Source organism: Brevundimonas sp. AVps31 (assembly GCF_058681355.1).
Genome location: NZ_CM178736.1, coordinates 3,436,050 through 3,461,311 on the forward strand (window position 1 = coordinate 3,436,050; position 25,262 = coordinate 3,461,311).

Consider the following 25,262-nt stretch of genomic DNA (forward strand, 5'->3'; position numbering starts at 1 on the left):
TCAGGCGGCGTCGGCGCCGAAGGTTTCGCGCAGTTCGGTCGCGTCGATGGCGTTCTCGGCGAGGGTGCGCAGCTCGATCAATATGGTCTGCAGCGTCGTCTTGCACGACAGCTCGCCCATCAGTTCATAGACGTCCTCGCCCGACACCGTGGTGATGGCGAAGTTCGACAACGGCACGATGCGCTGCGCTTTCAGCAGAAACTCGTTGAACCGCGCCGTGTCGGCCTGCTCGGCCACCGGCCACAGCAGCACCGAGGCCACGATCTGCGAAGCGCCCACGCTCAGATAGATCGGCAGATCGCCATACTCATGCATGGTGGCCAGCAGAACCGGCTCCGCACCCTCGACCACGCGAAGGGTCAGTTCACCCTCGCGAACCAGGTCGGAGGCCTCAAGCGCGGCCTTGATGGCGGGGATTGTCCAGGCGGTTTCGATAACGGCGTCCATGGGATGTTTCACTCCTGAGGGATCGAGCAGAGAACTGCGACGCGAACGCCGGACAAGAACAGGGCCGCGTGTCGACTCGGTGACGATGGCGTGGACCGCCGCCTTCACATCATCCTTCGCGGCCTCGGGAATCCAGAACTCCACCTTGACCATGCCCGCCTCGCGCCGGGACTTGCGCCAAGCACGTATACGATCGTTCGCCGAGGGCAAGGGATTTGAAGTCGGATTACGCATGTTTCATGTAACGCGTAACAGGAACGATTGACATCCGCTAGGGCTCTGCGAAACCTTGACGCAGTCCGGGCATGCCGCCCGGCGTGTGCGAGCCCTCATGCTGTTGCCCAGATTGAAGTTGGCGCGCCTGTTCGACCGGGCCTTTCACGCCATGGCCGATCTCCACTGGACGGTGCTGTTCACGCTGATCGCGATGCATGCCCTGCTGACGTGGATCATGCTGGCCATCGCTCACGAAGCCAAGCTGCATGGGGCGGCCACCTTCTTCTACTGGTATGCCACCACCGCCTACACCGTCGGCTATGGCGATCTGAGCCCGCAGACGGATGCCGGCCGCCTGATCACCGCGCTCTGGGTCTTTCCCGGCGCCATCGCCGCCTTCACCACCATCGTCGCCAAGGTTCTGGCCGCCATCGGCGAGGTCTGGCGCGTCCGCCGGGCCGGCAAGGGAGACTATTCAAGAATGACCGCCTCGATCGTCCTGATCGGCTACCACCCCGCCCGCACGCCCAAGATGATCGACGAGCTTTGCGCGGACCTGTCCCCGGATCAGACCCTGGTGCTGTTGACCCGCCAGACCCTGACCGACCTCGACGCCCGGATCCGCTACGTCCAGTCCGAGAGCCTGACCTCGACCGCCGCCCTGCTCCGCGCGGGCGTTCCCACCGCCAGTCGGGTGCTGGTCTTCACGGATTCCGATTCAGACACCCTCTCGGCCACCCTGGCCGCAACCGCCCTTGCCCCGGAAACGGCCCATATCGTCTGCCATTTCGAGGACGAGGACCACGCCCGGCTGATCGATCAACATTGCCCGGCGGTCGAGGTCATCCTGTCCTCCGGCCCCCAGATGGTCGCCCGCGCCTGCAAGGATCCCGGCGCCAGCCAGGTGATCAGCGCCCTGACCAGCCACCTCGACGAGGGCGCGACCCTGTTCAGCCTGGCGTGGCCGGACAGCCGCCCCCGCTCGTTCGCCGATCTGGCGCAGACCCTTCTGGACCGCGGCGCGACGCTGCTGGCCGTTCAGCCGGGCAGCGACACCACCCCGACCTTCAACCCGGGGGCCGAACGGCTCATCGCGCCCGGCGACCGCCTGTTCTATGTCGCCGCGACAAGGCTCGATACCGCGAGCCTGGCAGGTTAAGACAGGCCATGTTCAAGCGTCTGTTCGGTACCGTCGACAAGGGTCCGCCCGCCCCCGGGCTGGCTCAGGTCCGCAACATCACCGTGGGTCGGACGGTGTCGCTGGATCCCCTCGCCTGGCGTCGGCTGGGCGACGAGACGCGCTTCACCCTCGACCGCGACGCCCTGGAGATCACCGCCCAGGGCGTGATCACCCTCGATGGCGGCCAGTATGTGCATCGCTTCTATACCGATGACCACATCATGCTTCAGGCCATGAGCGACGACGCAGAGGGCCAGGCCGCCTACGACTTCACCCTGTTCATTCCCTGGTCTTCGGCCTACCCGCCCGGCGAGCGCGAGCGTCGTTTGTGGTCCGACCGGCTGTCCGAACCGACCTTCGACGGCGCGCCCGAGGACCTGCCCGCCTACCCGCGACTGTGGTTCGCCGAGAGCGACGTCCGCCAGGCCCCGGTGACGCTGTGGGAGACGGTCTACGACGACCGCGCGGCGACCACGCCCTATGCGCGCATCTTCCAGACGTGCATGCTGTACGCGCGCGATCTGGCGGGGGGCCGGGAGCTTATGCTGGCCCTCGAGATGCAGCCGGACGGCGGCGAGACCACACACGAGATCATGATCGGCATTCCGCTGGAACTGGCCGAATTTCGCGCCTAGGCGCAATCGAGGGGGAAGACACTCATGGACTGGTTTGCATTCCAGAACGGGGCCACGGCCTTTATCATCGCCTTCGTCGCGGCGGTGGCGTTCTTCGTCGCCTTCAAATTCCTGTACCAGCTGGCGACGCCCTACAACGAGCGCGCCCTCATCCGGGAAGGCAATGTCGCCGCGGCCGTGGCGCTGGGCGGCGCCCTGCTGGGCTATGTCCTGCCCCTCGCCTCAGCCCTGTCCCACACGGTCAGCCTGCCCGAGTTCGCCGCCTGGGCGCTGCTCGCGGGCGTGATCCAGATCGTGTCCTTCGTCATCGTCAGCCGTCTGGTCTACCGCGCGCTCGCGGCCCGGATCGAGGCGGGCGAACTCGCAGCCGGCGTCTATCTGGCGTCGATCTCCGTCGGCGTCGGCCTGCTTAACGCCGCCTGCATGACGGCCTGAGGCGTATCATGACCGACGAAATCCTCGCCCAGACCACCACCCTGCGCCGGCTCAAGCGCTCGCGGACCCTTCAGGTCACCAGCCTGATGGCCACGGTCAGCTTCTCGATGGCGGCCTGCGGATCACCTCCGCGCGCCGTGCCGGAGGCGCCGGCGGAGCCGGTGCTGGCCTATACCTCGCTCGACGACTGCCGCGCGGCGAACGACATTCCGGACGAGGAATGCGTCGTCGCGTCCAACGTGGCCGGCCAGAAGGCCGAAGAAACCGCCCCCCGTTACGCCACCCGTTCGGAATGTGAAGGCCAGTGGGGACCCGACCAGTGCCGGCCACTGAACTCGGGCGGCGGCTCGTTCTTCGGCCCCCTGGCCACGGGCTTCATCATCGGCCAGATGTTGAACGGCGGCGGCTATCGTGGCGGCGGACCGCTGTATCGCGATCGCGATGGCCAGTATTCCAACGGCTACGGTGGGGGCTACCTGTCGCGGGACTACCGCACCGGACGCACCGTCACCAATGCGCGCGAGCACACCCCGACCGCACGCCAAGCCCCGACCCGGGTGCAGAGCCGCACCACCGTCGTCTCCAGGGGCGGCTTCGGCGGCGGCGGCCGGAGTTACGGCGGCTAGGGCGGACGACGCAACCAAGGCCGGAGCGCGCCCGCGTCCTCGCCCGACCTTGTCGGTCACGCTTGCCGGGAACCGCACGCTGAAGGTCTGACGGGACGACGCCGCCTCACACAGGCTGATGCCGGAATTGGACGGGCGGCGGCTGATCGCTGCCCGGCGATCATCGCCGACGCGAGATCCGGCCCGGCAAGAGGGCCGGACGACCGCCGCATGCTTACCCACATCGACACCGTCTACCGGGCCGTCCCGCTGCGGGCCAGATCGCCCGCTGTCGAAGGCTGAGCGACGCCCCGATCTGGACTGCAGCGCCTTCGCCGGCCCACCGCCGCGCGGACTCCGGGTGGAGAATGGCGCGAAACATTGATGCAATACCTTCTCCTCATCACCATGATCCTCGTCGTCGGCCCCGCCGTCGGCGAGGCCGGGGTCCCGCAATCGGCGGCGTCCCAGCTCGAGATCGCGCCGGTCGTGCTCAACCTTGATCCCGGCCAGGTCTCGGCGACGATCGAGGTGCGTAATCAGGGCGCCGCGCCGGTGACCATCCAGGCGCGCCCCTACGACTGGTCCCAGGCGCTGGACAATGATGTCCTGACGCCCACCTCCGAAATCATTCTGTCGCCGCCGATCTTCACCGTGCCCGCCAACGGGGTGCAAACCGTGCGGCTGATGCTCAGGGGCGACGCCCGGAGCGTCGCGGATCAGGAGCGCAGCTATCGGCTGCTGCTGGACGAGGTGCCGACCGCCGGCGCGGGGTCCGGACAGGTCCAGGTGACGTTGCGGATGTCGTTGCCGGTGTTCGCCGGCTCCGCGCAACCCGCGCCGACTCTCGGCTGGACGGCGGCGCGCTCCGTCGACGGCGACGTGGTTCTGACGGCGACCAATACGGGTCGCGGCCATGTCCGGGTCAACGATCTTCAGGTGACCCTGGCGGATGGCAGCCACCCTCGCCTCACGGCTCAGGGCAAAAGCCCCTATGTGCTTCCGGGCGCCGGACGTCGTTGGGTTATCGAGGGCTCCGCCGTCGCCCGCGATTCCCCGGTGTCGGTGCGGACCACCACCCAGGCCGGTACAAGCGATGTGACGTTGACGTTTTGACGTTCACCTACCTCGCCGCGGCGCTGATCGGGCTGACGCCCTCCTCCATCGAAGCTTTAGCCGACCGCACCCTCGTTCTCGAGGTGATCCTGAACGGACGCGCGACGGGCCGCGTGGCGGAATTCCATGAGCGAAACGGCGCACTGTATGCCCGCCCCTCGGATCTGAACGGCCTCGGCCTGGTCCTGTCGCCGACGCTGAACGACGAGCCGATCGCCCTGTCGACGGTCGCCGGTCTTCGCGTTCTGATCGACCAGCCCGGCCAGAGACTGATCATGGCCGCCGAAAACTCGGCTCTGCAGCCGGCCGAGGTTCGAAACGGAACAGCGACAACCCTCGCCCCGCTGACGGCTTCCGAGGCCGGCGCCGTGCTGAACTACGATGTTCTCGCCACCCTGACGGACGGACGTGTCGACGGCGGCGCCCTGATCGATGGCCGCGTTTTCGGCGCCTATGGCGTGCTCCAGAGCACCGGCCTCGCCAACTTCACGCCCAACGCCGGACAAAGAGGCTTCGTTCGGCTCGACACCACCTACACCTTTTCGGAGCCCGGGAAGATGCGACGCTGGCGGGCGGGCGACGTCGTAAGCGGCGCCCTGGGCTGGAGCCGGGCCGTGCGGCTTGGCGGGGTTCAGATCAGCAGCGATTTCAATCTGCGGCCCGACCTGATCACCTATCCCCTGCCGACGATCAGCTCCTCGGCCGCGGTGCCGTCGACGGTCAACATCCTGGTCGACGGCGTCCGCCAGTTCAGCCAGCAGGTTCAGTCCGGCCCCTTCGTGGTCCGCACCCTGCCCGTTGTGACGGGGGCCGGCGAAGTCGCGGTCGCCGTCGAGGACGCCGTCGGTCGTCAGACGCTGATCACCCTCCCGTTCTATGCCAGCGCCACCTTGTTGACGCCGGGGCTCGCCAGCTACTCCGCCGAATTGGGATCGATCCGGCGCGACTACGGCCTGGCGACCGACCGCTACTCCGGCTGGGCCGCCAACGGCGCCGTTCGTTACGGCCTGTTCGATCAGTTGACGGTCGAGGCGCACGGGGAAGCGACCGAGGGCCTGGCCCTGGCGGGCATCGGCGCCGCCTGGCGGGTCAGGACGCTGGGCGTGGTCAACGCCTCCGTCTCGGCCAGTACAGGCTTTGGGGGCCTGGACGCCATGGCCGGCGAGGCCACGGGCGGCGGATCCGCATCGCTCGGGTTCCAGCGCCGATCCAGAGGCTTTAACTTCAACCTTTCGGGCTCAGTCGCCTCCGACGGATATCGAGACCTGGCGGCCGTCAGCGGCGCGCCCGCGCCGCATTCGACGTTGAACGCCAGCTTCGGTCGACAGCTTGGATCCTACGGAAGCCTGGGGGTGGCCTATGTCTCCCAGCACGCGCGTCCCGCGGTTTACGGACCGTCGCTTGTCGGCGTCGGGGTCGACGCGCGACGGAGCGTCCGGACGGAACTCGTCACGGTGGGCTACAGCGTTCCGATCGCGGGTCGGGTCACCCTGCGGGCGTCCGGTTTCAAGGATTTGCGCCGCGCCGACACCTACGGATTGGGGCTCAGCCTCAGCATGACCTTCGGCGCTTCGACCTACGCGTCAGCCGGCGTCTCCATCGACAACGGGCGTTCCAGCGCCTTTGTCTCCGCGTCCCGTCCCGCCTTCGAGCCGGGCGAGTTCGGCTATCAGATCCTCGCCAGCGCAGGCGACGCGACGCGTCTGAGCGCGACCGGCGTCTCTCTCGGACGCTGGGGTCAGGTCACGGCGGGCGTCGACCAGTCTTCGGCGGGTCTGGCCGCCCGCGCCGGCGCCCGCGGTTCGCTGATCTGGATGGGCGGCGGGTTTTTCGCCAGCGATCAGATTCACGACAGTTTCGCCGTGGTGCGGACCGGTCGGATCGCCGACGTCCCCGTGCTCTACGAGAATCGTCCCATGGGGACCACAAACGCGCAGGGATTGCTGCTGGTGCCTTCGCTTCTGTCCTACCAGAACAACAGACTGGCCATCGACTCCGCGGGACTGCCGCCCGATGTCGAGGTCAGCCAGACATTCCGCTTGATCCGCCCGCCCGACCGCTCGGGAGTGATCGTCGACTTCGAGGTCGCGATGGTGAGCGCGGCCGTCCTTACGCTCGTTGACGATCGGGGAAGCCCTCTTCCGATCGGCTCGATCGCCCGGCTAGAGGGCGCCCCGGACCGGCCGGTCGGTTATGACGGTCAGGCCTATGTCACCGGCCTTCGGGCGGCCAATCGCCTGGAGGTGACGCGACCGGACGGCGCGCTCTGTGTGGCGCTGTTCGATTATCAACGCGTGCAGGGCGACATCCCCCAGATCGGTCCTGTCCCATGTCGATGAAGTGGCCCCTGGCCCCCACGATGGCGGTCGTCATGCTCGCGGCGGCGACCCCCGCCCTGTCACAGGCCGCGGGCGGCGCGAACTGTGAAATGACCGCCACACCGCTCGCGTTCGGCCGCTACACGCCGCAGTCCGGTTCACCGGCGGACTTCACCGCCACGGTCACCGTCACCTGTTCAAGCCAGGGTGTCGACCCGGTCGCCGTCGAAGGCTCGGTCGCCCTGCTGGGCGATGCGGCGGGACGGCGTCTCACGTCCGGAGCCGCAGAGTTGCGGTATCAGCTCTACCTCGACCCGGCGCGATCGAGGCCATGGGGCGACGGAACCGGAGGCGGCGAGACGGCCCCGGTGTCCGGAACGGCGGGGGCCAACGCGCCCTACCGTCAAACCATCACCCTCTATGGCCGGATTCTCGCCCGCCAGACCTTGGCCAGCGTCGGCGCCTACAGTGATCAGATTGAAGCCGTTCTGACCTATTGAGGCGGTGATGCCGTCCTCGAAACGAATCGGGAGGGCGTTCAGCCCGAAGCAGGCGACCTGAACCCGCGCGCGTCGCAACATTCGAAGGCAGCGATACGCCGGAACATCACTGACGCATGCGCGTCCGATCCGGCATGCCGGGACTGGCAGCCCGCGCCTGTCGCAAGCGACAGGCGGAAAAGATGGTACGTCCTCTCGGGCTCGAACCGAGGACCCTCTGATTAAAAGTCAGATGCTCTAACCAACTGAGCTAAGGACGCACATCGTTTCTCCGGCCGCGGTTGCGAATCCGGAGGCGCGGCTTTTCCGACATCAGGCCGCGCGGGTCAAGGTCCGCTCGACAGGTTCTGCAAGAACCGGTTACGCAGGGCGGATGACAGCCCCGGCAAAACCCCTCTCCGGCATCCGTATCCTTGAGTTCGACGGCCTCGGTCCCGTGACCTTCGCGGGCATGGTGCTGGCCGATATGGGCGCGGAGGTGTTGCGGCTGACCCGCAGCGCGTCAGCCGGTGCCGCGGTCTTCAGCGAGGTCGGCGGCGAGGTCCTGCACCGGGGCCGCGCCGCGGTCGCGGTCAATCTGAAGGATCCGGCGGACCACGCCCGCATCCTCGATCTGATCGACGGGGCGGACGCGATCATCGAGGGCTTCCGGCCCGGCGTCATGGAACGGCTGGGACTGGGGCCCGAGGCTCTGGCGGGGCGCAATCCCCGGCTGGTGTTCGGCCGGGTGACCGGCTGGGGCCAGACCGGCCCGATGGCGGACAGGGTCGGACACGACATCAACTACATCGCCCTGTCGGGCGCCCTGCATCCGATGGGCGAGCCGGACCGCCCGCCCCGGGCGCCGCTGAACTTGGTCGGAGACTACGGCGGCGGGGCCATGTTCCTGGTCGCCGGCGTGCTGGCGGCCTTGCTGGAGGCCAGGGCCACGGGCAAGGGGCGGGTCGTCGACGCCGCCATGACCGACGGCTCGGCCCTGCTGACCGGCCTGTTCCACGCCTTCCGCCCGCGCGGGCTGTGGCGCGATACGCGCGGCGCGAACCTGCTGGACGGCGGCGCTCCCTTCTACCGCTGCTTCACCTGCAGGGACGGCGGCTTTGTCGCCGTCGGCGCGCTGGAGCCCCAATTCTACGCCGCCCTGATCGCCGGTCTGGGCCTGACGCCGGACGAGGCGCCGCAGTTCGACATGGCCGGCTGGCCCGCCTTGCACGCCCGCTTCGAGGCCCTGTTCGCCACCCGGGATCGCGACGACTGGGCCGCGCATTTCGACGGCACGGACGCCTGCGTCACGCCGGTGCTGACCATGGGCGAAGCGCCGCAGCACCCGCATAACGCCGCCCGCGCCACCTTCGTCGATCAGGGTGTGATGCAGCCGGCCCCGGCCCCACGCTTCGACGGACAGGCCACCCCCGCGCCACAACCGCCGCCCCTGACGCTGGATGACGCCCGCAGCCGCTGGGCCTGAACTCAGGCGAGCTCGACAAGCACCTCGGCCCCATCGGAGGCCATGCAGGCCTCCGCCAGGGTCCGGGCCAGCAGGGCCGGATCAATGGGCTTGGTCAGGAAGGCCTGCACCCCCGCCGCCTCCCAGGCCCGCCGGTGCACGTCCAGCGCATTGGCGGTCAGGGCGATGATCGGCGTCGCGGCATTGGCCTCGCCGCCCGTGCGGATGCGGCGCGTGGCCTCCAGCCCGTCCATCACCGGCATCTGCATATCCATCAGGATCGCGTCAAACCGCTCGGCCCGGGCGGCGTCCAGCGCCTGCGCCCCATTCTCGACCAGCGTCAGGCGACAGCCGTGCGGCTCAAGCAGCAGGGTCAGGATGCGGCGGTTCACGTCATGGTCGTCGGCGGCCAGAATCGACCGGCCGTTCAACGAGCCCGCCTCCGGCGTCTTCGTCGCGGCCTCGACCGGACGGGACGCCGACACCTGCACCGGCAGGGCGACGGTGAAGACGGAGCCCTGCCCCACCACGCTGCTGACCGTCAGGGCGCCGCCCATGATCTCGGCCAGCTTGCGGCTGATCGCCAGGCCCAGACCGGTGCCGCCATAGCGACGCGTCGTCCCCGCATCCGCCTGTTCGAAGCTGTTGAAGACATGGCTCAGCCGATCAGCCGGGATGCCGCAGCCGGTATCGGCCACCGCCACCTTCAGGGCCGCGCCGTCCCAGTCGGCGGCGATGGTGATCCGTCCGTGCGCCGTGAATTTCACCGCATTGGAAATCAGGTTGAAGAGGATCTGCTGGAAGCGGAGCGGATCGGTGCGCACGCATTCGGGCACGGCGTCCGCCACCTCGACCACCAGCGCCACGCCCGCCGCCGTCGCCCGCGGCTCCCACAGTCGCGCCAGGGAGGCCAGACGGGCGCGGACGTCGACGTCGTCGGTCTCCAGCACCATCTTCCCCGCCTCGATCTTGGAGACGTCCAGCACGTCATTCAGCAGGCCCAGCAAGACCTCGCCCGCATCGGTCAGCATCGACACGTGCTCGCCCTGACGCTCGGTCAGCTCGGTCCGGCGCAGCAGATTGGCGGCCGAGATGACCGCATTCATCGGGGTGCGGATTTCGTGGCTGATGACGGCGAGGAAGTCGGACTTGGCGGCGCTGGCCTCCTCGGCCCGCTCGCGGGCCTCCTGCGCCTCGTCCTTGGCGGCCTGAAGGATGCCCGTCGTGGTCGAGCTCTGACGCACCGCCACCACCAGATGGCTCATGTAGAGCAGGCAGCCGAAGGCGATCAGCAGTTCTTGCCAACGCCCGGTGACGATGGACGTCACGATCGGCAGGCTCAGGAAATAGACGCCGTGCGGCGCGACAGCGGAAATCAGGATGGGTCGGGCCTGATGCATGTGCAGGCTGACATGCAGCAGGCCGCCCGCGACCTGCACCATGGCGAATATCCGCCCCACCTCGCCGCCCGCGATCCACAGCCATGCGGCGATCGACGAATAGATCGCCACCCCGACCGCCGTCGTGACGCACGACAGGATCAGATAGCGACGGTCCGGCATCCACGCGGGCCTTTGTCGGTAGCGGCGGAAAACAACCCAGTCGAAGGCTTGGCTGAACAGCACGGCCAGGAACCAGACGACGGGCCAGACGCCGGGCGCGACGAACCACGCCGTCGTGCCGATCACGGCCGCCAGCGCGATGCGTGTCTTCAGTTCCCGGTACCGCACCTGCGATACGAGAGCATAGGCCGTGACGGACATGGCCGGTTTCCCCCTTGCCTCCACATTGCGCCGAAATGTGAAAGGATTGGTTGCCATGCATGGTAACTTCCACTTGCGCGCCGTCAGGGCCGCACAGAGGGTGTGCGACGCCGCGAAACACTTTATGGAACGGGAGAAATGGCCGTGCGTTGAAAGGCCGATTCCGGGGAAAGACTTCGACAATGAAACGCCTTGCCGCCCTGCTGGCCCTGACGGGAGCTTTTGCCGTCGCCGCATGCGATAATCCGCCGCCCGCCGACGAGGACAGCCTCGCCGACAAGGCCGCCGAGCAGCCGCTGGAGCCTGTGGCCGAGCCGCCGCCGCCCGAGGTCGTCGCGCCGACGCCGCCGCCGGCCACCGAGTCCACCACCCTCCCGCCCGAGCAACGGACCTCCGAACAGTCGGTCCAGCCCGAGAGCGAAACCCTGTTCTACTAGGGTCCAAGGCTGCGCCGGCAACCGGCGCATGAGTTCACGGCGGGGGTGCGCCGTTCAGATCGACGGGCCAGACGGCCTCTGACGAAGGTTCGAGTTTGACGCAGAGGCCTGCCCTCTTTTTCTTCGGTCTGGCGGGCATGGCCGTGGCGTCCTCCGCCGTCGCGGACCCGCGCGCCCAGATTCGGGGCGAGATGGACGGGGCCCTGCGCGAGCAGCTGGTCCGGGCCGTGGGCGAGGTGGACAATGCGCCGTCCAACCGCTTCGAGGCGCGCCGGCGCGCCCGCGGCGCCATGGAGTCCGTCGAGGCCCTGTTGCGATCCGAGGGCTACTACCAACCCGTCCTCGAAGACATCGTCGAGGGCGAGGAGACGCCTGCGGCCATCGTCAGCGTCGTCACGGGCCCCCGCTTCAACATCGCCGATCCCTCCGTCCGCTGGGTCGCGCCCGAGCCCCGGGCCGACACCGCGCAGACCGTCATCGAGGATATCCGGCTGAAACCCGGCGATCCGGGTCGCGCCGTGGATGTCATCGCCGCCGAGGGCCGGGTCGTCGCCGGACTGGTCCGTAGCGGCTATGCCGACGCCCGCGCCGAGCCGCGCCGGGTCGTGGTCGACCACGCCGCCCTGACCGTTCAGCCCACCTACAACATCGCCTCGGGCCGACTGGTCAACCTGGACGGCATTCGTCTGGAGACCCGCGGCCTGACCAATCCCGACTGGGTCGCCGGTCTGGCGCCCTGGACCGAGGGCGACGTCTACGACCCCGAGGACGTGGCCGAGCTGGAACGTCGTCTGCTGGAGACCGGGGTCTATGACGGCGTCGGCGTGGCCCTGGCGCCGGCGGACCAGACCAATGGCGCGGGCAACCGCCCCGTCATCGTCACCCTGACCGACCGTCCGCGTCGCATCCTTGAGGCGGGCGCCACCTTCTCGACCGCCGACGGCTCCGGCGTCGACCTGCGCTGGACCTGGCACAACCGCTTCAAGCGCGCCGACACCCTGGTGTGGGAGGCGCGCGTGGCCGATGTCGACAGCCGTCTCGGTGTCGACCTCAGCCTGCCGCACTGGCGCAACCCGGGTCAGACGCTGAAGCTCTCGGCCGCGCTGGTGAACGAGAATACCGACGCCTACGACCGCGCCGCCGCCACCCTGTCCGCCGACCTGCAGCAGCGCATCGGCAAGACCTCCTGGCTCAGCTACGGCGTCGGCTTCGACGCGGGCCATTACAATGAGAACCGCTTTGATCCGGTGACCCAGTTGCCGATCAATTTCGACCGGGACCTCTACATCCTGACCGGTCGCGGCAGCTTCTATCTGGACAACTCCAACGACCCGCTCGACCCGACGACGGGCTGGCGTCTGACCGCCGGGGTCCAGCCGACCGTGGTGGGTGGCGAGGACACCATCCTGTTCCTGCGGGCCGAGACCCAGGCCACCGCCTACCTGCCTCTGCAGGCCGGCGCCAAAACGGTTCTGGCCGGTCGGGTCCGGCTGGGCTCCATCCTCGGCGGCGAGGAGCTGACGGTGCCTTCGGACCGCCTGTTCTATTCCGGCGGCGGCGGGTCGGTCCGCGGCTTTGAATACCAGGGCGTCGGCCCGCGCCTGCCCGACAACACCCCCCGCGGCGGGCTCAGCCTGTTCGAAACCTCGATCGAGATTCGCCGCGATGTCTGGCGCAGCTTCCAAGCCGTCGCCTTCGTTGATGCGGGCGCCATCGGCTTCCAGGAAACGCCGAACTTCAACAACCTGCGCTACGGCGCGGGGGTTGGCGTCCGTTACAAACTGCCCTTCGGCCCCATCCGCGCCGATATCGCCTTCCCGCTCGAGAAGCGTGACGGCGATGCGGACTTCCAGATCTACGTCAGCATCGGTCAGGCGTTTTGACCGAGACGCCGCCGCCCTCCGAAACGCCTGACACGCCCGCGAAGAAGGCGAAGCGCAAGCGCACGCGCCTGCAGGCCCTGGCCTTCTTTGGCGGCGTGACCTTCGCCATCCTCGCCGCCCTTCTGATCGCGGTGCTGGTCGGCGGCCGGCTGTATCTGGTCAGCGACGCGGGCCGCGAACTGGTCACCAGCTTCGTCACCGGCAAGAAGATCGGCCGCTATGGCCGCATCAATGTCGAGGGCGTCCACGGCGACCTGTTCAACGACTTCACCATCGACCGCGTCACCGTCACCGACGCCGAGGGGATGTGGCTGGAGGCGCGCGCGGTCCGGGTCGACTGGAGCTGGCTGCCCCTCATCACCCGCCGCTTCCACGCGACCAATATCGAGGCCGGCGTCATCCGCCTGATCCGCCGTCCCCTGGTCGAGCCCTCGACCGAGCCGCCGGGACCACAGGCCCTGGCCATCGACATCGACCGCTTCGCCGCCAACGTCGAACTGCTGGAGGGCTTCAGCAAGGAGTATGGGCGCTGGAACCTGTCGGGCGAGGCCAATGTGCCGCGCACGGGCGCCAAGTCCGCCATCGTCAACGCCAACAGCCTCAGCCGCCCGGGCGACCATCTGCGCATCAACGCCACCTTCGGCGGCGCCCTGTCGGAAACCCGGCTGAACCTGCGGGCGGTCGAGGCCCAGGGCGGGCCTCTGGCCGGGGCGATGGGGTATTCGCCGGACCAGCCCTTCCTCGCCAGCGCCATCGTCAACGGCCAGATCGTGGACGCCGTCGTGCGTACCGGCGACTTCGTGCCCCTGACGATCAAGGGTCGCTACGGCAAGGACAACGCCCGCATCAGCGGCTTCTTCGACTTCTCCGGCTCCGATCTGCTGGCCCCGTTCGCCGCCCGCATCGGCCGGACCGCGAAATTCGGCTTCGCCACCACCCCGGACACCGACGGCGACGGCCAGCAGGGCGTGGCCTGGCGGTTGATCGCGGAAAACCTGACCTCGAACGCCATCGGCCAGATCAGCGTCAAGGATCGCACCAGCCGCGACGGAATCCGGCTGGATGTCGCTACGCCCTCGCTGACCCGGCTGGTCGGCAGCCCCGTCGCGGGCCCTGCCGCCTACACCGGCCTGTTCAAGGGCGATGCGTCGAACTGGTCGCTGACCGGCGGCGTGGACCTGCTCGGCGTCGAGGCCTCCAGCTATCGTGTGCGCCGCCTGCGCGGGCCGCTGAACGTCCAGGTGCGCGCCGGTCGCCTGGACCTGGACGGCGACATCCAGGCGGACGGCGGTTCGACCGCCGGCATCATCGGCGGCCTGCTGGGCTCCGCCCCCCGCCTGACCTTCGAGGCCGCGCGTCAGACCGACGGCGCCATCCTGCTGGAGAAGGTCGATGTGAAGGGTCAGGCCATCCGCCTGACCGGATCGGGCGGACGCAATCTGGTCGGCGGCCTCGGCTTCCGGGGCGAGGCGCGCATCACCGACGCCTCGAAGATTCACTCTGGCGCGCGCGGCGCCTTCGGCGGCCCCGTCGCCGCCTCGACCGCGCGTAGCGGCGCGCCGTGGCGATTGACCTTCGACGGACGCGGGCGCGGCCTCGCGACGGGTCTGGGCGAACTGGACCGCCTGCTGGGCGCCTCGCCCCGGCTGCAACTGACCGGCGCCCTGAACGGCGGCCGGATCGAGGTGGAGCGCGCGGCCCTGACCGGCGCTCAAGGGTCGGCGGGCGCGAGAGGCCTGATCGAGGGCGACGGCCGTCTGCGGCTGGCCCTGAACTGGAATGCGCGCGGCCCCTTCGGCGTCGGCCCGGTCGAGATCGACGGCGCCATGACCGGGGACGGCGCCCTGACCGGCACCCTGGCCGCCCCCCGCGCCGACCTCCGCGCCGCCTTCGCCAACGTCAATGCGGGCGCGCTGAAGCTGACTGACGCCAATCTGATCCTCAGCTTCCGCAAGGGGCCTGACGCCTCCGACGGGCGCATCGCCGTCACCGCCGGATCGAACTACGGCCCGGCCCGGGCCAGCGGAAACTTCTATCTGGGCGGGCCGCGTATCCGCCTCACCGACGTTGATCTGGACGCGGGCGGGATCACGGCGCGCGGCGACATCGCCCTGTCTGACCGCATTCCGTCGAGCGCGGACCTGACCTTCAACGGCCGTCCCGGCGCCTTCCTCGCCTCGGGCGAAGCCTCGGGCCGCGTCCGCCTGACCGAGGGCGGCGGCGCCGAAACCGCCATTCTCGACGTCACCGGTCGCAACGTCCGCTTCGCCGGCTCGCCCTATGTCATCCGCACGCTCGACCTCGACGGGCGCGGCACGCTGAACCGCCTGCCCTTCACACTGAAAGCCGACGTCGGCGGTCCGACCCCGCTGTCGTTCGACGGCTCCGGCGTTTATTCGCGCGACGGTCGGGCCCAGTCGGTCACCCTGCAAGGCTCCGGCTCGGTGCGCGAGATCGACTTCACCACCCGCAGCCCCGCCGTGGTCGCCCTGTCCGGCGACGGTCGCGTCGCCCGCGTGGACCTGTCGGTCGGCGGCGGCGTCCTGACCGGCGAACTGCGTCAGGATTCCCGCGCCGCCGTCATCGAGGCCAATCTGACCAGCGTCGAGCTAGGGTCCATCGCGCCGGATGTGCGCGGTCGCGTCACCGGTCGCCTGTCCCTGCGCGGCTCGGGCGATGACCTGTCCGGCTCGGCCAATGTCAGTCTCGAGAACCTGCGCAGCATCGACGCCCCGCGCGGCCTCGCCGTCGACGGCACGCTGAACGCGGTCCTCGTCAACAACACCCTGCGCCTCCAGGCCCGCGCGACGGACGAGAACGCCGTCCAGGCCAACGCCGACGTCACCCTGCCGGTCGAGGCCTCGGCGGCGCCGTTGCGCCTCGCCATCGCCCGCACCCGCCCGATGGAGGGCACGGTCAATATCCAGGGTCAGATCCAGCCGATCTGGGACCTGTTCCTGGGCGGCGAGCGGTCCCTGTCGGGCCAGATGAACGCCAACGCCACGCTCAGCGGCACCCTGAACGAGCCCCGCATCAATGGCCGTCTGGACCTGCTGCAGGGCGCCTTCCGCGACAACGCGACGGGCTTGCGGCTGGAAGGTGTGACGCTGAACAGCCGGTTCGACGACACCACCGCCCTGATCGAGACCTTCAACGCCAACGACGGCGCGGGCGGTCAGGTCAGCGGCTCGGGCCGCATCGGGCTGCGGCAGGGTTCGGGCTCCAGCTTCCAGCTGCTGCTGCGCCGTTTCCGCATCATCGACAACGACATCGCCGAGGCCCGCGCCTCCGGCCCGCTGACGGTCATCCGCGGCGAGGACGGCAACATCCGTCTGGGCGGCCAGATCGACATCGACGAGGCGCGCATCGAGGCCAATCCGCCGGGCTCCAACGGCATCGTCCGCATGGATGTGGTCGAGATCAACCGCCCCGGGGGCGACGTGCCCGAGGCCGAACAGAACCGCTCGGCCGGTCCGCAGATCGGCATGGACATCGCCATCCGGTCCACCGGCGGCAATGTGAATGTCGTCGGGCGCGGCCTGAACGTCGAGATGGGCGTCAACGCCCGCGTCAGCGGCACCATCAGCCGTCCTGTCCTGACCGGCACGGCGCGCGTTGTGCGTGGCGACTACGACTTCGCGGGCAAGCGCTTCATCTTTGACGACACGGGATCGGTCACCCTGTCGACCAACCCGGACCAGATCCGTCTGAACCTGTCGGCCACCCGTGAGGACCCGGCCCTGACCGCGACCATCCGCGTCACCGGCACGGCGGCGCGGCCCGAGATCGCCCTGACCTCCACCCCGGCCCTCCCGCAGGACGAGATTCTGTCGCAGGTGCTGTTCGGGCGCTCGGCCTCCCAGCTGTCGGCCTTCGAGGCGGCCCAGCTGGCGGCGGGCGTGGCCGCGCTGGCGGGCGGCGGCGGCTTTGATGTGATCGGCAATCTGCGCCAGCTGGCCGGACTGGACCGCCTGTCCTTCGGCGGCGAGGCGTCCAGCATCACGGTGGCGGGCGGGCGCTACATCACGGACGACGTCTATCTGGAGATCATCGGCGGCGGCGAGGACGGGGCCGAAGTGAACGTCGAGTGGCAGGTGCGCCGCAATCTGACGGTCAGTTCGAAGTTCGGCGGCCAGGGCGACGCCAGCCTGTCCATCCGCTGGCGCCGGCAAAGCCGGCAGCCGGGCGACGGATCCGGAGACCGCCGCCCGAACCGGTAGGCCCTAGTCGTTGTAGGCGTTGGCGGCGGCGAAGCGAATCTTGCTCAGCGCGCTGGCCCCGCGAATGCCCGCGATGTGCGTCACCGAGGCGATCAGCATGGCCACGATGGCGAAAATGCTCAGGTACAGCGGCTGCTGGGCGCCCATGGTCAGGCTCAGGGCGTTGGTGCCCAGCGCCCAGACGCACAGCACCAGGAAGATGATCGGCAGGGCGATATTCGGCTTCTTCCATTGCCACACGGCGAAGCCGAGCTGCAGCACCGTCAAGACGCCGGCGATAATGATGCCCTGCTGGGCGCTGGCGGCCAGTTGTTCAGCCGACGGGGTCTGGCCGGTCAGGCTCTCGATCAGCCGCCCGGCCGCCGCGGAGGCTTCGGGCGTCGAGGCGTACCAGCCGCCGACGGCCTGCAAGACCGCGCCGATCACCATGCCGACGGCGCTGACCCGGGCGGCTGCGAACGCGGCTTCTTCTGTCTTGAGTGGGGCGGTGGGGTTCATCGCCTTGATGATATCGGTCATCCATGTCCTCCATTGGATCGAGACCCAACCCTAACCTGATCCCGTGACGAGTCGTAACCCGACCTCGCTTCACCTTTGCCGCGCGGACCGTTAGGGTCCCGCCGATGCGGATTCTGCCTTCTGAACAGTCCGTGCTCGATCACGTCGCGGCGCGCGAAGCCGTCATCATCGGCCGTGCGGTGGAGTGGGCGAACGTCAACTCCGGCAGCCGCAACGCCGTGGGGCTGAACGCCGTCCTGGCCCTGCTTGAGGCCGAGGCGCGCAGCCTGCCCGCGATCGTCGAGCGCATCCCCACCCGGGGCTCCACCACCGTCGCCGACGACGGCGCGGTGCGGGAAGAGGCGCACGCCGACGCCCTGAAGATCACCTGCCGACCCGACGCGCCGCTGCAGGTCGTGCTGACCGGCCACTACGACACCGTCTTCCCGGCCGAAAGCGGCTTCCAGACCGTCGTGAGCCGCGCCGACGGTGCCCTGAACGGACCCGGCATCGCCGACATGAAGGGCGGCATCTCGGTCCTGCTGTCCGCGCTGGAAGCCTTCGAGACCCATCCGGACCGCGACCGCGTCGGCTGGACCGTCCTGCTGTCTCCCGACGAGGAGATCGGCTCCCCCGCCTCCGCCCCCCTGCTGGCCGAGCTCGGCGCGCGCGGTCATGTCGGGATGACCTATGAGCCGGCCCTGGCCGACGGCACCCTGGCGGGCGCTCGCAAGGGCAGCGGCAACTACCACCTGATCGTCACCGGCAAGGCCGCCCACGCGGGCCGCGCCTTCCATGAAGGCGCCAACGCCGTCGCCGGCGCCGCCATGATCGCCGCCCGCCTGCACGCCCTGAACGGCCAGCGCGAGGGCGTCACCGTCAATGTGGCGAAGATCAGCGGCGGCGGGGCCCTGAACGTGGTCGCCGACAACGCCGTCGTCCGCTTCAACGTTCGCGTCCCCGACGCCCAGGCCTCCGCGTGGATTTCGGAAACGGTGCAGCAGATCGCCGCCGAGCCCCCCTTCCCCGGCCTGACCCTCGACCTGCACGGCGGCATGACCCGCGCGCCCAAGCCGATGGACGCCAGCCAGACCGCCCTGTTCGAGGCCGTCCGCGACACGGGCGCCCTGCTGGGCCAGACCCTCGCGTGGAAGCCGTCCGGCGGGGTCTGCGAAGGCAACAACCTGCACGCCGCGGGCCTGCCCAATATCGACACCCTCGGCGTCCTCGGCGGCGACATCCATTCGGATCAGGAGTTCGCCTGGCCCGCCAGCTTCGTTGAACGGGCGCAACTCAGCGCCCTGATCCTGTGCAAGATCGCGTCGGGCGAGATCGACGCCCTCAAATTGAAATCCCTGCGTCTGGAGACGATGTAACCCCCATGCTCGTCGTCCGCCCCGCCGCCCCCGCCGACCTCGACTTCCTGCTGGAGCTCGCCATTCTCAGCGGCCCCGGCTTCACCAGCCTGCCCGAAGACCCGGACCAGTTGGCCGAACGTCTCGACCTCAGCCGCGACAGCTTCGCGGGCGCCCTGACGCCGCAGGAGCGCTGGTACACCCTGATGCTCGAGGAGAGCGAAACCGGCGACGTCGACGGCATCGGCTCCGTCAAGGCGGCGGTGGGCCTCAAGCGCCCCTTCTTCAGCTTCCGGGTCGTCAACAACGCCCAGTCGTCGCCCTCGCTCGGCATCAAGCTGGAACAGAAGACCCTGGTGCTGGTCAACGAATGCACCGGCTGGACCGAGGTCGGCTCCCTCTTCCTCAAGGCCGACCGGCGCAAGGGCGGCGCGGGCCGTCTGCTCAGCCAGTCGCGCTACATGCTGATCGGCGCCGAGCCCGAGCTGTTCAGTGACAACGTCCTGGCCGAACTGCGCGGCGTCTTCACCCCCGACGGCGCCTGCCCCTTCTGGGACCATGTGGCCCACAAATTCTTCCCGATGGAGTTCGACGAGGCCGACCGCATGACCGGCTCGACGGACAAGCAGTTCATCCTCGACCTGGCCCCGCGCCACCCGATCTACATCGACCTGCTGCCCGAGCCCGCCCGCGCCGTCATCGGCAAGGTCCATCCGCAGGGCGTCCCCGCCATGGCCCTGCTGGAGAGCGAGGGCTTCCGTCCCAACGGCCTGATCGACATCTTCGACGCCGGCCCCACCGTCGCCTGCCAGCGCGACAATATCCGCACCGTCCGCGACGCCCGCCCCCTGACCGTCGCCGTGGCGGATGAGGTCGAGGCCGAACTGCCCGCCCTGATCTCGACCGACAGCGTCGGCGGCTTCCGCGCCGTCCGCCAGCGCGCCCATATCGAGGGCGACACCGCCACCCTCAACCGCGAAACCGCCGATGCGCTGAAGGTGCGCGCCGGGGATACGGTTCGCGTGAAAACGTGACTCTCTCTTCCGCTCATCCCCGCGAAGGCGGGGACCCAGTCCTGTCCAGCTTGACGCCGGCGCATCAGGACCTGGGTTCGTGGGCCAACTCGCGCCGGTCTTCGTCCAAATCACTGGGTCCCCGCCTTCGCGGGGATGAGCGGTAAAAAAATGCAGTTCCAGTCCATCGACCCCGCCACCGGCGAAACCGTCTGGGACGGCCCCGCCGCCTCTCCCGCCGAGGTGCAGGCCGCCGCCGATCGCGCCCGCGCCGCCTTCCCCGACTGGGCCGACCGCCCGCGTCAGGACCGCATCGACGCGGTGAAGCGCTACCAGGCCGTGCTGAAAGAGCGCGCCCCGCAGATCGCCGAGGCCATCAGCCGCGAAACCGGCAAGGCCCTGTGGGAGACCTCCACCGAGCTCCAGGCCATGCAGGGCAAGGTCGACATCTCGATCCGCGCCTATGACGAGCGAACGGGCGAGCGCACCGCCGCCACCGCCTTCGGTTCCGCCACCCTGCGCCACCGCCCGCACGGCGTCGCCGCCGTGCTCGGGCCGTTCAACTTCCCCGGACACCTGCCCAACGGCCACATCGTCCCGGCCCTGCTCGCGGGCGACACCGTGGTGTTCAAGCCTTCCGAGGAAACGCCCCTGACCGGCCAGCTGATGGCCGAGGCCTTCGCCGCCGCCGACCTTCCCACCGGCGTGGTCAATGTCGTGCAGGGCGGGCGCGAGACCGGCGCGGCCCTGCTGGACAGCGGCATCGACGCCCTGATGTTCACCGGCTCCGGCGCGGCGGGCGCCCATTTCCGGCGCAAATTCGCCGACGACCCCCACGTCATTCTCGCGCTCGAACTGGGCGGCAACAATCCGCTGGTCGTCTGGGACGCCGCCGACGCCGAGGCCGTCGCGGGCATCGTCGTCCAGTCCGCCTTCATCACCACCGGCCAGCGCTGCTCCTGCGCCCGTCGCCTGATTGTGCCGGAAGGGCCGCAGGGCGACGCCATCCTCGACGCCGTCGCGGCCCTCAGCGACCGCTTGGTCTTCGCCCCCTGGAACAGCCCGACCGAGCCCTACGCCGGCCCGCTGATCTCCGAGAAGGCCGCCGCCGCCGCCCTCGCCGCCCTGCAGGACCGCATCGACGCGGGCGCCCGGGTCATCCGCGCCTCGGGTCCCGTCGGCAACCTGCCGGGCGCCTTCGTCAAACCCGCCATCATCGACGTCACCGGGGTGTCCGTCCCCGACGAGGAGATGTTCGCCCCCTTCCTGTCGGTGACCCGCGTCGGATCCTTCGATGCCGCGATCGCGCAGGCCAACGCCACCCGCTACGGCCTGTCCGCCGGTCTGGTCAGCGACGATCCCGCCCACTGGGACCGCTTCATCCGCCGCATCCGCGCGGGCGTGGTCAACTTCAACCGCCCGACCACCGGCGCCGCCGGCGACATGCCCTTCGGCGGCCTCGGCGCCAGCGGCAACCACCGCCCGTCCGCCTACTACGCCGCCGACTACTGCGCCTATCCGGTCGCCAGTTTCGAGGCCGGGGCGGTCAAGAATATCGAAGGCGAGATCAAAGGGTTGTCGGCGTGATCTCAGACTGGAGAGGAGAACGACGGATCGGTCGCCCCGGCTTGGGAGAAATCCTCTCGACTGAGATCAGAAAGCCGTTGGTCGCCATCGTGTTCATGGCTGTCGTGAGTGCAGTTGTCTTGGGTGTTCGCCTGCTCTTCGGCGAGCGTTACAGCCCCGCGGGTATGGTCTTGTCGTGGTGCATAACCTTTGTCGTCTTAGACTTTACAGCGATCACCAGCGTCCTTCGTGCCCGTCGCTGGACGCAGGCTTGGTTGCTTCTGGGGCTATCGGCTGCACTGATCGGTTTGGTCTGGCTGTTCGCCCTCCCGGTGCTCTCAGCGATCGGCCTCCTGCCTGACGCCATCATCGTAACGAGCCCCCGATGACTGCTCTCGAAGCCAACGCCGACGGCCTGATCGGCCCGACGCACTCCTACGCCGGCCTCAGCCCCGGCAACCTCGCCTCCAGCCTGAACAAGGGCGAGCCGTCCAACCCCCGCGCCGCCGTGCTGCAGGGGCTCGACAAGATGAAGCGGCTGGCCGACCTCGGCCTGCCCCAGTTCGTCCTGCCGCCGCATGAGCGGCCGAACATCCCCTTCCTGCGTAGTCTCGGCTTCGGCGGTACCGACGCCCAGGTCATCGAACGCGCCTGGAAGGACGCCCCGACCTTCGCCGCCGCCGCCTGTTCGGCCTCGCCCATGTGGGCCGCCAACGCCGCGACGGTGACGCCGTCCGCCGACAGCGCCGACGGCCGGGTCCATTTCACCCCCGCCAATCTCGTCACCAACCTGCACCGCTCGCTCGAGCATCAGCAGACCAAGCGGGCGCTGGACGCCCTCTTCCCCAACCCGGCGCACTTCGCCGTGCACGACGCCCTGCCCTCCGTCGCCCATCTGGCCGACGAGGGCGCCGCCAACCACGTCCGTCTCTGCGCCGATCACGGCGCGCCCGGCGTCAACCTGCTGGTCTGGGGCAGAGAGGCCTGGGAGCCCTGGTCCGGCCCCTTCCCCGCCCGCCAGACCCGTGAGGCCTCGGAAGCCCTCGCCCGCCGCCACGGCGCGTCCGGCGCGGTCCTCGCCCGCCAGTCCAGGGCCGCCATCGCCGGCGGAACCTTCCACAATGACGTGGTCTGCGTCGGCGCGCTGGAGACCCTGTTCCATCACGACCTGGCCTTCGAGGACACCGCCGGGACCCACGCCGCCATCCGCGCCGCGGCCCAGGGGTTTGACCCCGTCTTCGTCGAAGTCTCGTCCGCCGATCTCCCCCTCGCCGACGCCATCTCCAGCTATCTGTTCAACTCCATGCTGGTGCGGATCCCGGGCGAGGACCGCCTGACCCTGATCTGCCCCACCGAGACCCGCGACAACGCCCGCAGCCATGCGGTGGCCGAAGCGCTGGCGTCCTCCAACGGGCCCATCGGCAGGGTCGAGTACGTCGATGTCCGGCAGTCGATGCGCAACGGCGGCGGTCCCGCCTGTCTGCGTCTCCGCGTCGTCCTGAACGAGGCCGAACTGGCCGCGACCAATCCGAACATGCGCCTGACCGACGAACTGCACGGCGCGCTCAGCGTCTGGGGCGCGACCTGGTACCGTGACCGGCTCGGCGTCGCCGATCTGGCCGACCCCGCCCTGCTCGATGAAAGCCGCGGCGCGCTGGACGAACTGACCGCCATCCTCGGCCTCGGCTCCGGCTTCTATCCGTTCCAGAGGGACTGACCGCATGACCGCCCCAAGTCCCGAAGCGCGCCCGACGGAGTCGATGTCTCCCGCCCGCCGCCTGCGCAACATCATCGGCGGCTCGGCGGGCAATCTGGTGGAGTGGTTCGACTGGTACGCCTATGCGGCCTTCACCCTCTATTTCGCCCCCGTCTTCTTCCCTGAGGGCGAGCCGACGGCCCAGCTGCTGAGCAGCGCCGCCATCTTCGCCGTCGGCTTCCTGATGCGCCCGGTCGGCGCCTGGATCATGGGCGTCTACGCCGACCGCAAGGGCCGCAAGGCGGGCCTGACCCTGTCGGTCACCCTGATGTGCGGCGGCAGTCTGATCATCGCCTGCACGCCCGGCTACGGGACCATCGGCATCGCCGCCCCCGCCCTGCTGCTGCTCGCCCGCCTGATGCAGGGCCTCAGCGTGGGCGGCGAGTACGGCTCGTCGGCCACCTATCTGTCCGAGATGGCGGCCAAGAACCACCGCGGCTTCTGGTCCAGCTTCCAGTATGTGACCCTGATCTCGGGCCAGCTTCTGGCCCTGCTGCTGCTCATCGTGCTGCAGAACACCCTCAGCGAGGGCGCGCTGGCCGCCTGGGGCTGGCGCATTCCCTTCTTCGTCGGCGCGGCGCTGGCCGTGATCGTCTTCTGGCTGCGTCGCCGGCTGGACGAGACCCGCGCCTTCATCGCCTCCGACGCCGACGAAGCCCCGAAATCCAGCGCCCTGCTGCTGTTCGCGAAACACCCGAAGGAGGCGTTCCTGGTCATGGGCCTGACCGCCGGCGGGACGCTGGCCTTCTATACCTACACGACCTACCTGCAGAAATTCCTCGTCAACACGACCGGCTTCACCAAGGACGCCGCGACCGAGATCAGCGCCGCCGCCCTCTTCCTGTTCATGTGCCTGCAGCCCGCCGTCGGCGCCCTGTCCGACCGGATCGGACGCAAGCCGGTGATGATCGCCTTCGGGGTGCTGGGCGTGCTGTTCACCGTGCCGCTGATGTCGGCGCTGGCGACGGCGGACAATCCCTTCGTCGCCTTCCTTCTGGCCCTGGCGGCGCTGGTGATCGTCAGCGGCTATACCGCGATCAACGCCGTGGTGAAGGCCGAGCTCTTCCCCGCCCACATCCGCGCGCTCGGCGTCGCCCTGCCCTACGCCATCGCCAATGCGGCCTTCGGCGGCACGGCCGAATATGTCGCCCTCCGGTTCAAGGACGCCGGGATCGAGAGCGTTTATTTCTGGTACGTCACCGCCATGATCGGCGTCTCGCTGCTGGTCTATCTCTTCATGCGCGACACCAAGCACCGGAGCCTGATCTCGCACGACGACTGACGCCTAGGGCCGGATCGTCACGCCGCTGAGGAACATCACGATCACGCTCCAGGCCTGCTCGAGCCCCGCGCCCTGGCCGTGCACGATGACCTGCGTCCGGGGTTGCGACAGCACGCAGGTGGCGGCGGCGAACGTCGCCTCGCGGTCACGCCCCGACACGCAGAGCATGTCATGGGTTCCGCCCGAAAACTCGGTCTGCACCGGCCGGATCTGCGCCGCCTGCTCCGCCGCGTCCGCGTCCGGGAACATCTCGGCGGCGACCGAGGCCAGATACTCGCGCGGCGTGGTCTCGCCGCCCTCGCGGCCGATCAGGGCATGGCCCGATCCCCCGACGCCGCTGATCCGGTCCCGGCACTCCAGCGCCAGGGCGATGGCGAAGCGGGGATCGGTGGCGGGTGTCGTCGCACTGCAAGCCGGCGTCGAGGCCACCACGATCGTCCGCCCGTCCTGCAGGACGTGCGTCAGATCCTGCGCCTGTGCGACGCCGCCCGACATCAGGGCGAACAACAGTGCGGAAAGTCCCGGCCAGATCTTCATGGCCCAGGAGCTAACAGACCGCCGGCCCGCGCCGAAGCCCGCCCCGGCCTGACGTC

General features: G+C 69.2%; 20 protein-coding genes and 1 tRNA gene. 16 read left to right on the forward strand and 5 right to left on the reverse strand.

Annotated elements, in window-relative coordinates; genetic code table 11:
• Complete coding sequence (locus tag ACW174_RS16915) at nucleotides 1-447, reverse strand: YjfI family protein (protein ID WP_492015522.1); 447 nt, start codon at nucleotides 445-447, stop codon at nucleotides 1-3.
• A 331-nt stretch (nucleotides 448-778) separates the two neighbouring features.
• Here ACW174_RS16915 and ACW174_RS16920 point away from each other — a divergent pair, with 331 nt between their 5' ends.
• The 7 genes from ACW174_RS16920 to ACW174_RS16950 all read left to right on the forward strand — a co-directional run bounded on the left by ACW174_RS16920 (nucleotide 779) and on the right by ACW174_RS16950 (nucleotide 7,452).
• The gene (locus ACW174_RS16920; RefSeq protein ID WP_492015523.1) at nucleotides 779-1,822 is read left to right on the forward strand and encodes a potassium channel family protein; all 1,044 of its coding nucleotides are present in this window, start codon (nucleotides 779-781) and stop codon (nucleotides 1,820-1,822) included.
• Between the two features lie 8 nt (nucleotides 1,823-1,830).
• Complete coding sequence (locus tag ACW174_RS16925) at nucleotides 1,831-2,478, forward strand: YjfK family protein (RefSeq protein WP_492015524.1); 648 nt, start codon at nucleotides 1,831-1,833, stop codon at nucleotides 2,476-2,478.
• A gap of 24 nt (nucleotides 2,479-2,502) precedes the next feature.
• A complete protein-coding gene (locus tag ACW174_RS16930; RefSeq protein ID WP_492015525.1) occupies nucleotides 2,503-2,913 on the forward strand; it encodes a DUF350 domain-containing protein in 411 nt (136 codons plus the stop codon).
• Nucleotides 2,914-2,921: 8 nt separating this feature from the next.
• The gene (locus ACW174_RS16935) at nucleotides 2,922-3,539 is read left to right on the forward strand and encodes a DUF1190 domain-containing protein (protein WP_492015526.1); all 618 of its coding nucleotides are present in this window, start codon (nucleotides 2,922-2,924) and stop codon (nucleotides 3,537-3,539) included.
• 363 nt (nucleotides 3,540-3,902) lie between these two features.
• Nucleotides 3,903-4,634, forward strand: coding sequence for a fimbrial biogenesis chaperone (locus tag ACW174_RS16940; protein WP_492015527.1), 732 nt, complete (start codon nucleotides 3,903-3,905; stop codon nucleotides 4,632-4,634).
• Complete coding sequence (locus ACW174_RS16945) at nucleotides 4,631-6,973, forward strand: fimbria/pilus outer membrane usher protein (RefSeq protein WP_492015528.1); 2,343 nt, start codon at nucleotides 4,631-4,633, stop codon at nucleotides 6,971-6,973. The genes ACW174_RS16940 and ACW174_RS16945 overlap by 4 nt, the downstream gene beginning before the upstream one ends.
• Nucleotides 6,970-7,452, forward strand: a complete 483-nt coding sequence (locus tag ACW174_RS16950; RefSeq protein ID WP_492015529.1) for a Csu type fimbrial protein — start codon at nucleotides 6,970-6,972, stop codon at nucleotides 7,450-7,452. The genes ACW174_RS16945 and ACW174_RS16950 overlap by 4 nt, the downstream gene beginning before the upstream one ends.
• Before the next feature lie 183 nt (nucleotides 7,453-7,635).
• Here ACW174_RS16950 and ACW174_RS16955 read toward each other — a convergent pair.
• Nucleotides 7,636-7,712 (reverse strand) — tRNA-Lys (locus ACW174_RS16955).
• A gap of 113 nt (nucleotides 7,713-7,825) precedes the next feature.
• Here ACW174_RS16955 and ACW174_RS16960 point away from each other — a divergent pair.
• A complete protein-coding gene (locus ACW174_RS16960; RefSeq protein ID WP_492015530.1) occupies nucleotides 7,826-8,917 on the forward strand; it encodes a CaiB/BaiF CoA transferase family protein in 1,092 nt (363 codons plus the stop codon).
• 2 nt (nucleotides 8,918-8,919) lie between these two features.
• On the opposite strand, the gene ACW174_RS16965 is transcribed toward ACW174_RS16960, so the two are convergent.
• Complete coding sequence (locus ACW174_RS16965) at nucleotides 8,920-10,659, reverse strand: ATP-binding protein (protein ID WP_492015531.1); 1,740 nt, start codon at nucleotides 10,657-10,659, stop codon at nucleotides 8,920-8,922.
• 182 nt (nucleotides 10,660-10,841) lie between these two features.
• On the opposite strand from ACW174_RS16965, the gene ACW174_RS16970 reads away from it, so the two are divergent.
• The 3 genes from ACW174_RS16970 to ACW174_RS16980 all read left to right on the forward strand — a co-directional run bounded on the left by ACW174_RS16970 (nucleotide 10,842) and on the right by ACW174_RS16980 (nucleotide 17,199).
• Complete coding sequence (locus ACW174_RS16970; protein WP_492015532.1) at nucleotides 10,842-11,096, forward strand: hypothetical protein; 255 nt, start codon at nucleotides 10,842-10,844, stop codon at nucleotides 11,094-11,096.
• Between the two features lie 95 nt (nucleotides 11,097-11,191).
• Nucleotides 11,192-12,979, forward strand: a complete 1,788-nt coding sequence (locus tag ACW174_RS16975) for an autotransporter assembly complex protein TamA (RefSeq protein WP_492015533.1) — start codon at nucleotides 11,192-11,194, stop codon at nucleotides 12,977-12,979.
• Entirely contained in the window at nucleotides 12,976-17,199 is a 4,224-nt protein-coding gene (locus ACW174_RS16980; protein ID WP_492015534.1) for a translocation/assembly module TamB domain-containing protein, read from the forward strand. The genes ACW174_RS16975 and ACW174_RS16980 overlap by 4 nt, the downstream gene beginning before the upstream one ends.
• Before the next feature lie 3 nt (nucleotides 17,200-17,202).
• On the opposite strand, the gene ACW174_RS16985 is transcribed toward ACW174_RS16980, so the two are convergent.
• Entirely contained in the window at nucleotides 17,203-17,718 is a 516-nt protein-coding gene (locus tag ACW174_RS16985) for a hypothetical protein (protein WP_492015535.1), read from the reverse strand.
• Between the two features lie 104 nt (nucleotides 17,719-17,822).
• Between ACW174_RS16985 and ACW174_RS16990 the strand changes: the two genes are divergently transcribed.
• From ACW174_RS16990 to ACW174_RS17010, 5 genes are all read left to right on the forward strand, one after another.
• Nucleotides 17,823-19,073: a hydrolase gene (locus ACW174_RS16990; RefSeq protein ID WP_492015536.1), complete on the forward strand. Its 1,251-nt coding sequence runs from the start codon at nucleotides 17,823-17,825 to the stop codon at nucleotides 19,071-19,073.
• Between the two features lie 5 nt (nucleotides 19,074-19,078).
• Nucleotides 19,079-20,086, forward strand: a complete 1,008-nt coding sequence (locus ACW174_RS16995; protein ID WP_492015537.1) for an arginine N-succinyltransferase — start codon at nucleotides 19,079-19,081, stop codon at nucleotides 20,084-20,086.
• Between the two features lie 135 nt (nucleotides 20,087-20,221).
• Complete coding sequence (gene astD / locus ACW174_RS17000; protein WP_492015538.1) at nucleotides 20,222-21,652, forward strand: succinylglutamate-semialdehyde dehydrogenase; 1,431 nt, start codon at nucleotides 20,222-20,224, stop codon at nucleotides 21,650-21,652.
• 364 nt (nucleotides 21,653-22,016) lie between these two features.
• Nucleotides 22,017-23,348: an N-succinylarginine dihydrolase gene (astB, locus tag ACW174_RS17005; protein WP_492015539.1), complete on the forward strand. Its 1,332-nt coding sequence runs from the start codon at nucleotides 22,017-22,019 to the stop codon at nucleotides 23,346-23,348.
• A gap of 4 nt (nucleotides 23,349-23,352) precedes the next feature.
• Nucleotides 23,353-24,669 (forward strand): MFS transporter, encoded by a 1,317-nt coding sequence (locus ACW174_RS17010; protein ID WP_492015540.1) that lies wholly within the window; start codon nucleotides 23,353-23,355, stop codon nucleotides 24,667-24,669.
• A 3-nt stretch (nucleotides 24,670-24,672) separates the two neighbouring features.
• Here the strand turns inward: ACW174_RS17010 and ACW174_RS17015 are convergent, their stop codons facing one another.
• On the reverse strand, nucleotides 24,673-25,206 hold the full coding sequence (locus ACW174_RS17015; protein WP_492015541.1) for a hypothetical protein: 534 nt from the start codon (nucleotides 25,204-25,206) through the stop codon (nucleotides 24,673-24,675).
• Between the last annotated feature and the right edge of the window lie 56 nt (nucleotides 25,207-25,262).